This is a genomic window from Bathymodiolus heckerae thiotrophic gill symbiont, assembly GCF_900180345.1.
Taxonomy (GTDB): Bacteria; Pseudomonadota; Gammaproteobacteria; order PS1; family Pseudothioglobaceae; genus Thiodubiliella.
In genome coordinates this window covers 1-7,762 of record NZ_FXLV01000060.1, presented here as the reverse complement: position 1 = coordinate 7,762, position 7,762 = coordinate 1, and the positions used below count along the sequence as shown (strand labels likewise).

Genomic DNA, 7,762 nt, shown 5'->3' with positions numbered 1-7,762 from the left:
TTTTACTAAAGGTTCACTATTTTTTTATAAAGAATCATTGGTTTATGTTGCAGTATGCAAAAGCTTGTAATTAAATAAGGTTTGGTTATTTTGAATTGGGTTTTTAAGGGTTGACTAAATAGTTGCAACAATTCTATAAAAGATTCGTATAATAAATTTATGAACAAAAATCTTACCTATTATTTTGCACAGCCACTCAATGATAAAAACTTTCATTGTATTTACCAATTATCTGCCACGCAACTTTATGGGGTGATTTTGCGTATCTTAAGACAAGAGCAATTAACTCAGGATTGTTTACAAGAGGTATTTGTGAAAATTTATCATAATTTTAAATGCTATGATTCAGAAAAAGCCAAACCACTGACTTGGATGATAACCATTGCACGCAACTATGCGATTGATTTTTATCGCAAAAAACAATTGCCAATTATCGATGATTTTGATTTAAATGTTATTGACGATGGGCAAATCCAACTATTAGAAAAACTGGAGCAATCTGAAAACAAAAAGCGCATTATTGCGTGCTTAAAAATACTAGACACTCATATTAAAGATGCCGTATTTATGCAATATTTCCACGGCAAAACCTACACACAAATTGCCAAAACTTTTAACAAATCAGAAAACACTATTAAAAGTTGGGTGAAACGCGCCCTACCCAAACTAAAAACCTGCTTGGAGGCTTTATGAAACATAAAGAACTGGCATTGTTAAATGCCATCTCCCCTTTAAGTAAAAAGGTAAAAAATCAAGTTTGGTGCAATATTGCTGATAACCTTGGGTTAGGGTTAAAGGGAAAAGTCAAAAAAATACTGCGACTTTGGCACACCTTGTTTTTATTGATTCCAATCATAATTTTTACTTCACTGGCACCCAACGCTAACACCATTTTGAGTGCTAGCGATACTGGCTGGGAGGTAACTTTAGAAAATCAGCAATTGTCTATCAAGGCAGTTAATCCAATGGTGGTTAATAAAGACGAAGTATGTGTGTTGTGGATTAAAAAAGGGGGTCAAATTTTTAAAGTTACTGAATTACCTAATAACGGGGTAAAAAACATAATTTTAGGTAAAATTATGCTGGCTAATTTCAAACATGCCATGGTAATAATTTCGGTTGAAAACAAAGCCCACATAATAATGCCGAAAAAAATAGAATACACAAAACGCCTATGAAACACCTAAAAGCACTTATTTTTCTTTTCCCCACATTAATTATGGCACATTCAGATCAGGATTTACAATCGGCTTATCAGCAAAAAAGTTCAGATTATCAGCCACGCACTAAACACCTTGACAATGGCAAAGCCAAATTTACCAATCATTTAATTTTAGCCAATTCCCCTTATTTATTACAACATGCACACAACCCTGTGAATTGGTATGGCTTTAATGACGAGGCTTTTGAATTGGCAAAACAACAAAATAAATTGATATTTTTGTCCATTGGTTATGCCACTTGCCATTGGTGCCATGTGATGGAGGAAGAGAGTTTTGAAGATTTAGCCGTTGCCGAAGTGTTGAACAAAAATTTTATTGCCATTAAGGTGGACAGAGAGGTGCTGCCAGATGTGGACAGTCATTTTATGGGTATTGCTCAATTACTAACAGGCAGTGGTGGATGGCCGTTAAATATGGTGCTAACGCCAGCAGGTGATGGTTTTTTTGCAGGCACTTATTTCCCTAAAAACACACTAATTACTAAACTTAAGCAACTACAAAATGTTTGGCAATATGAGCAAAATATCATTACAAAAACGGTTGAAAGCGTTAAAGTTGCACTACTTGAAGAAACCTCATCAGCCACAAAATTACCTCAAAATTTACAATCATTGGCTGTGCAAAATTTACTCAAAAACTTTGATGAATTTGATGGCGGTTTTGGCAATGCACCCAAATTTCCTCACGAAGCACAGCTGTTAATGTTGATTAATGAACAAATGCACCACCCTAACGATGATAAATTAAATGCCATCACTACAACACTTGACAATATGGCAAGTGGTGGGATTTACGATATCGTTGGTGGCGGGTTTCATCGATATGCCACCGATAATGCTTGGCTGTTCCCACATTTTGAAAAAATGCTCTACAATCAAGCGCAATTAGCCATGGTTTATAGCAAAGCCTACCAACTTACCCACAAGCCTCTTTATCAACGCATTGCCAAACAAACGCTAGATTATGTCATTCGTGAAATGCAAAATGGTGGGTTTTATAGTGCCACTGATGCAGATAGTAACGGCGAAGAAGGTTTGTTTTTTATTTGGAATATTCAAGAATTAAAGGCAATTTTAGGTGCTGATTTTGTCGAATTTCAACACTATTTTGAGTTATCAAACGCCACCGAATTTGAACAGAATTTTGTTATTCATCTTAAAGATATTAATAAAATTCAAGCAGTTGATTTTATAAAAATTGACACTTTATTAGCAAAGCTTTATCAAGTGCGACAGAATCGTAAAAAACCTTTGCTTGATAACAAAATCTTATTATCATGGAATGCATTATTATTAAAAGCATTTGTTGTTGCCAGCGAAATTGACGGTAAATATTTAAAAGTGGCACAAAATTTGGCTGATTTTTTACTGGATAATTTTTATCAAAAATATTTACAACGCGTTCAAATTGAGGGTCAAACTTCACAACGCGCAATTTTTGAAGATTATGCTTATTTTGCTGATGGGTTAATTGATTTGTATGATGCAACGGGTCATAAAAAATATTTAACAACAGCACAAAAGTTAACAGATGAAGCTATTTACAATTTTTGGGATAAGAAAAATTTTGGCTTCAAAATCAGCAACAATAAACGCATCAATAACAACAAAGAAATTTACGATGGTGCTATTTTTAATGCCAATGGCGTTGCTTATGGTGTGCTCAATAAATTATCCACTCGCACTCAAGATAAAAAATATCAGCAATTCGCTCAACAATTACTATTAAGTTTCAGCACAAAAATTCATAAAAATCCCAGTGCTTATGCCAGTATCGTCAAAAATTATAGCGACAAACAACAAGGGATTTCGGCAAACACCGTCTATGCGTATGATGGCAGAATTAAAATCCAATCTAGCCACAACCAAGTCATTCTTAATATTGAAAAAGGCTGGCACATTAATGCTAATAAGGTTTTACAAAAAAGTTTAATTGCCACTCAACTTGTTAGTGATAATATAAAAACAATTAACTACCCACAGGAAAAACGCATCAATTTGGGCTTTAGTAAAGAAAAATTAGCCATATACGATGAAGAAATTACACTTAATTTCTCCCTAAAAGACAAGAAATTTACCCTTGCCAAATTGACTTTACAGGCTTGTAGCGATAAAGTATGCTTACCGCCACAACAAATCAAAATATCAATTAACCCTTAACACTATCTTTGCACTTGCTTTTGACATTAATCGCCTCCTTGTCAAGGTTGAACCTTGACAACAAAAAACCCAGCTTAAGTGCTGGGTTTTTTTGTGTATCAGATCAGAGACAAGACTAAACGGTATACATTCCGCCATTAACGTGTAGTGTTTGTGCGGTAATATAGTTACTGCCATCCCCTGCTGCGGAAAATGATGCTATTGCTAAACTACTCACGCCACTTAAGCACTGGGTTAAAACCTTAACTTTTGACAATGGGCGTGAGTTTAGTTGGCATGAAAGCATTGCCAAATCGCTCGATTGTGAAACTTATTTTGCTAAGCCTTACTACAGTTGGGAGCGTGGCTTAAATGAGAACCATAATAGTTTATTAAGACAATTCTTCCCCAAGCAAATAGCTTTGGACAAGGCAAGTGAAAAAGAAGCGTTTAGAGTAACGGATTTAATGAACAGAAATGTTTGGGGTGGAAAACCCCATTTTAGGTCTTTGCGCAGTTAACTGGTAAAGACTATTTTTTTGAATGGAAGTGTTGCACTTATGGGTTGAATTCGCCGTTTTTATGTAAATTGATTGCTCTTATTGGTACTATTTTAAAATTTTTTAAAAAAAATACCAAGAGTCAGCCTTCTCGTAATTGTTGAGCAGCGAGCACCATATTGGCTAGTGCAGGGTTGACTTCATTCCACTGTCTGGTTTTTAAGCCACAATCGGGATTAACCCATAGCCTTTTGGCTGGAATGCGTTGGGCTGCTTTTTGCATGAGTTCAACCATAGAATCAACTGAGGGGATGTTTGGGGAGTGGATGTCATACACACCAGGTCCTATCTCATTAGGATAATCAAATTCATCGAATATATCTAATAATTCCATGTCCGAGCGAGAGGTTTCAATAGTGATGACATCGGCATCCATTTGTGCGATGGCTGCAATAATATCGTTAAATTCTGAATAGCACATATGGGTGTGGATTTGGGTTTCATCTCCCACACCGTTGGCACTGATTCGATAAGCTTTAATTGCCCAATTAAGATAGGTTTGCCACTGAGATTTTCGCAAGGGCAGGCCTTCTCTTAACGCTGCTTCATCAATTTGAATGAGTTTTATATTGGATTTTTCAAGGTCTAATACCTCGTCTCGAATGGCTAAAGACAGCTGCAAACAAGTGGACTCTCTTGATTGGTCGTCACGCACAAATGACCAGTTGAGCATGGTTACAGGACCAGTGAGCATCCCTTTCATCGGCTTATTAGTGAGTGATTGAGCATAGATTGTCCAATCTAATGTCATAGGTTTTGGGCGAGAAATATCACCAAAAATAATCGGTGGCTTGACGCAACGAGAGCCATAAGATTGCACCCAGCCAAATTGACTGAATGTGTAGCCACTGAGTTGTTGGCCAAAATATTCCACCATATCATTCCGCTCAGGTTCGCCGTGCACCAAGACATCTAGACCTAATTGTTCTTGTGCTTGTACGCAATGTTGGATTTCAAGACGCATCACTTGCGTGTATTTTTCTGCTGATAATTCTCCCAATTTATAATCGCGTCTGGCTTGTCTAATCTTTGGCGTTTGTGGAAACGAGCCAATGGTTGTGGTCGGATATAGTGGTAGGTTGAGTTTTTCACCTTGTAATTTCGCCCTACTTTGGTAATCAGACTGGCGATTACCCAAGGCATCATTTACCTGAGCAACACGCTCTTTAACGGCACTATTATGCACCAATGGTGAATATTTTCTAGCATTAATGCTATCAATATTACTCGCTATCTCTTTAGTAACACTAGCTCGGCCTTGATTAAGCGCTTGCGCTAATAGACTGAGTTCGTCTAATTTTTGCACTGCAAAAGCCAGCCACAATTTAATATCGCTGTCCAGTTCCTGCTCATTGTCTAAATCCACAGGCACATGCAATAGCGAACAAGATGGCGCTAACCACAGTCTATTCTGTAATTGCTGGTAGATAGGCTCAAGCCATAACAGAGTGGCACTGAGATCTGTTTTCCAAATATTACGACCATTTACCACGCCCAAGGACAGAACTTTACCCTCTGGTAAAGTATCAATCACCGCCTGAATCTCGTCTTTTGCATTAATCGCATCAAGATGCAATCCAGCAACACCCAAGCCACAGGCAAGCGTTAAATTATCCTGCAACGAGCCAAAATAACTGGCGACTAACAATTTAACTGGACTGTTTGCTAAGGCGGCATACATTTTTTTAAATACAAATTGCCACTCTTCCTCCAATTCTGTAACCAAAACAGGCTCATCAACTTGCACCCACTCTACGCCTAACATCGCCAATTCATCAAATAATTGTGCATACACTTGAATCAACGAATCTAGCAAATCCAGCTTATTGGTGTCGTCTTTTGACTTGCCTAGCCACAAATAAGTGACTGGACCAATAATGACGGGTTTAGCCTTTACGCCCTGTATTTTCGCCTCATTGATTTGTGCAATCAAATGTTGCGCTTGTAGGGAAAAACTTGTCTCTTGGCTAAATTCTGGCACGATGTAGTGATAATTAGTATCAAACCATTTAGTCATCTCGCCCGCTTGGATGCAAGTGCAATCAGATTCATTCGCAGAAGATCGACCACGCGCCACTCGAAAATAATTATCCAGCTCACTTCCTGATAAATTATCAGCGCGTTTTGGCACATTTCCCAATAAAAAACTCATATCCAAAACTTGGTCATAAAAAGAAAAATCGCCCACAGGCACCCAATCAAGTTGATTTTGATTATGCCAATGCTGCTGGCGTAGTGTGCTTGCAGTTTGTAATAATTCATCTGCAGAAATAGTATTAGACCAATATTTTTCTAATGCAAATTTTAATTGTCGATGCTTGCCGATGCGTGGAAAACCTAGATTATGTGTTGTTACCATGATAAAACTCTTTATTTGTGTAAAGTGGATTATTTTATAAGGGTAGTTATATGAAGTAAAATGATTATTTTTAACATAATTATGAGTTATATTCATATGATAACGCTGAAACATTTAAAGATTATGCAAGCATTGCATGAAAATAACACCTTGACGCGCGCCGCAAATGTGCTGCATTTGAGTCAATCCGCCTTATCCCATCAGATTCGCTATTTAGAGGAAAAACTGGGCACAGCACTTTGGCAGCGAGAAGGTAGGAATTTGCGCCTTACCAAGGCAGGAGAATTGTTGTTGCAAACAGCACAACAACTATTGCCTATTTTAGAACAAACCGAAAATACCCTGAAAGCCTACGCCCAAGGTCGTCAAGGTATTTTACGGATTGGAGTGGAATGCTATCCTTGCCATCAGTGGCTGACAAAAGTCCTGATGGTATTTTTGCAAATAATGCCCGATGTTGAAGTGGAAATTATCAATAAATTTCAATTTTCTGGACACGAAGGGCTACTCAATCATCATATTGATATTTTGATTACACCAGATGTAGAGAAAAAAGCAGACATTCATATTGAAACCCTTGGCCAATATAATCTCGTACTTTTGGTGGCTGATACACACCCGCTGACACCTAAGACGATTATCACCCCCAAAGACCTAGCGCAAGAAACACTACTGAGCTTCCCCGTGCCGTTGGAACGACTGGATATTTTGACACAATTCTTAAACCCAGCGCACATTTACCCCAAACAGATTAAAAAAATCCAATCCATTGAACTAATGCTACAAATGACCGCACTTGAACGAGGTGTGTGTGTATTGCCAGAATGGTTAGCAGATGAGTTTATTCAAACCATGGCGATTAAAAAAATCCAAATCAACACACAAGGGCTGAAACAAAAATTATTTGCGATTTTGCGCAAGCAGGACAAGGAAGTTGGCTACATTCAGCGTTTTATTAAGATTGGTAAGAAATTTAGCCAAAATGATTGATTCTACAATTGCAATAATAAAGCCATTTAGAAAATGACAAAATATCTATGAGACCTTTGCATAAATATGGATGATTAGCAGAATTCAATTTTTACCGACTTGGTATTTTTTTAAACTCTGTGCCCTGGCAAGGCTAAGGCTGGGTTTAAGTCTCTATCTGTTGCTTGGCGAATAAATTTAGTCGCTCGTTTAATACCATACAAACTGCCTTTATTTTATCGACAAGTGTAACTATCGTGAATAAATATTTTCTCAATACCAGCATAAATTGCCCGATAGATTAGATGATGCACAACCCTATCAATAAAGTTAGCAGCGAATATTTTGCACTTAACAGGCTTATTAACCATAAACACCACTAAAGGCTTAGGCTCATAAGTTCGATTGATTATCTACTCAGCCAGCACTATTAATTTAGGGTCATGACAACTTAAGCATATTTAAAATCATGTTAAAGTACCGTTATGAAAGTAAAAAACAAGTATGTAAATC

General features: G+C 37.3%; 6 protein-coding genes and 1 pseudogene. 5 read left to right on the top strand and 2 right to left on the bottom strand.

The window, feature by feature from the left end:
• Positions 1-159: 159 nt before the first annotated feature.
• The 4 genes and pseudogenes from CRYPD_RS06930 to CRYPD_RS08485 form a co-directional block, all read left to right on the top strand.
• A complete protein-coding gene (locus CRYPD_RS06930) occupies positions 160-693 on the top strand; it encodes an RNA polymerase sigma factor (RefSeq protein WP_138146857.1) in 534 nt (177 codons plus the stop codon).
• A complete protein-coding gene (locus CRYPD_RS06925) occupies positions 690-1,178 on the top strand; it encodes a hypothetical protein (RefSeq protein WP_138146856.1) in 489 nt (162 codons plus the stop codon). Before CRYPD_RS06930 ends, CRYPD_RS06925 begins: the two co-directional genes overlap by 4 nt.
• Positions 1,175-3,382 carry a thioredoxin domain-containing protein gene (locus CRYPD_RS06920; RefSeq protein ID WP_138146855.1) on the top strand — a complete coding sequence of 736 codons (2,208 nt, stop codon included), beginning with the start codon at positions 1,175-1,177 and terminating at the stop codon, positions 3,380-3,382. Before CRYPD_RS06925 ends, CRYPD_RS06920 begins: the two co-directional genes overlap by 4 nt.
• Before the next feature lie 191 nt (positions 3,383-3,573).
• Positions 3,574-3,930 (top strand): annotated as a pseudogene (locus tag CRYPD_RS08485) (IS30 family transposase); the annotation flags it as partial.
• 73 nt (positions 3,931-4,003) lie between these two features.
• Here the strand turns inward: CRYPD_RS08485 and metE are convergent.
• On the bottom strand, positions 4,004-6,280 hold the full coding sequence (gene metE / locus CRYPD_RS06905) for a 5-methyltetrahydropteroyltriglutamate--homocysteine S-methyltransferase (protein ID WP_138146854.1): 2,277 nt from the start codon (positions 6,278-6,280) through the stop codon (positions 4,004-4,006).
• 81 nt (positions 6,281-6,361) lie between these two features.
• On the opposite strand from metE, the gene CRYPD_RS06900 reads away from it, so the two are divergent.
• Complete coding sequence (locus tag CRYPD_RS06900) at positions 6,362-7,270, top strand: LysR family transcriptional regulator (protein ID WP_342211701.1); 909 nt, start codon at positions 6,362-6,364, stop codon at positions 7,268-7,270.
• Positions 7,271-7,485: 215 nt separating this feature from the next.
• Here CRYPD_RS06900 and CRYPD_RS08380 read toward each other — a convergent pair whose 3' ends face one another.
• A complete protein-coding gene (locus CRYPD_RS08380; RefSeq protein WP_280178681.1) occupies positions 7,486-7,620 on the bottom strand; it encodes a hypothetical protein in 135 nt (44 codons plus the stop codon).
• Positions 7,621-7,762: the final 142 nt, after the last annotated feature.

What these genes read in the sequence shown, in the direction of transcription:
- CRYPD_RS06930 (WP_138146857.1), top strand. Translation starts at nt 160, where the DNA reads ATGAACAAAAATCTTACCTATTATTTTGCACAGCCACTCAATGATAAA.
- CRYPD_RS06900 (WP_342211701.1), top strand. Translation starts at nt 6,362, where the DNA reads ATGAGTTATATTCATATGATAACGCTGAAACATTTAAAGATTATGCAA.
- CRYPD_RS06925 (WP_138146856.1), top strand. Translation starts at nt 690, where the DNA reads ATGAAACATAAAGAACTGGCATTGTTAAATGCCATCTCCCCTTTAAGT.
- CRYPD_RS06920 (WP_138146855.1), top strand. Translation starts at nt 1,175, where the DNA reads ATGAAACACCTAAAAGCACTTATTTTTCTTTTCCCCACATTAATTATG.
- CRYPD_RS08380 (WP_280178681.1), bottom strand. Translation starts at nt 7,620, where the DNA reads ATGGTTAATAAGCCTGTTAAGTGCAAAATATTCGCTGCTAACTTTATT.
- metE (WP_138146854.1), bottom strand. Translation starts at nt 6,280, where the DNA reads ATGGTAACAACACATAATCTAGGTTTTCCACGCATCGGCAAGCATCGA.